This is a genomic window from Oleiphilus sp. HI0079 (assembly GCF_001635105.1).
Genome location: NZ_LWFT01001367.1, coordinates 1 through 538, shown reverse-complemented (window position 1 = coordinate 538; position 538 = coordinate 1). Strand labels below are relative to the sequence as shown.

1 protein-coding gene is annotated in these 538 nt (G+C 48.7%); it reads right to left on the bottom strand.

Going from position 1 to position 538, the window contains the following annotated elements:
- The coding region (locus A3750_RS23590) for a UvrD-helicase domain-containing protein (RefSeq protein WP_156498889.1) at positions 1-328 on the bottom strand (328 nt) is incomplete at its 3' end.
- Between the last annotated feature and the right edge of the window lie 210 nt (positions 329-538).

Below are 538 nucleotides of genomic sequence, written 5' to 3'. Positions count from 1 at the left end.
GGATAGAGCCTTGATACGCGGGTAGAGCGCCAATTGAAATGAAGCGTTGGTAAAGTCGAAAACCCATGGCATGAANTGTTCGGACNTCCGGAACTGCGCTTGAACCGCCCACCAATTTTTGGAGTTTGCTTTGAAAATCCAATTGTGCGCTTTTGTTGAACATAAGCACCAGAACTCGGCGAGGCTCAAGCCCTTGTTGAAGCAGATGTTGAATGCGATAAGCGAGAGTTGTGGTTTTTCCGCTTCCGGCGACGGCGCGAATCACATAATGTCCGACTGGGGCATCGACGATGGCGCGCTGTTCTGCTGTCAGAGTGAGGCTTGGCATAAATGACCGGGTATTCTTCTGGGCTATTCTTGTCGGCTATATTGCCGAGTTGTTTGCTTGTATTTTCGTAGCTGAGCAAACACACTTAGCGTTTATGGAAAACGCAGTTTGTGTGCAGGAATATGAATCGCCTAATCATACTATTAAGTGTGTTGTTGTGGGTAGCAGGATGCGCCTCGAATGACCAACAAGTCCCGCCGGATTTTCGCA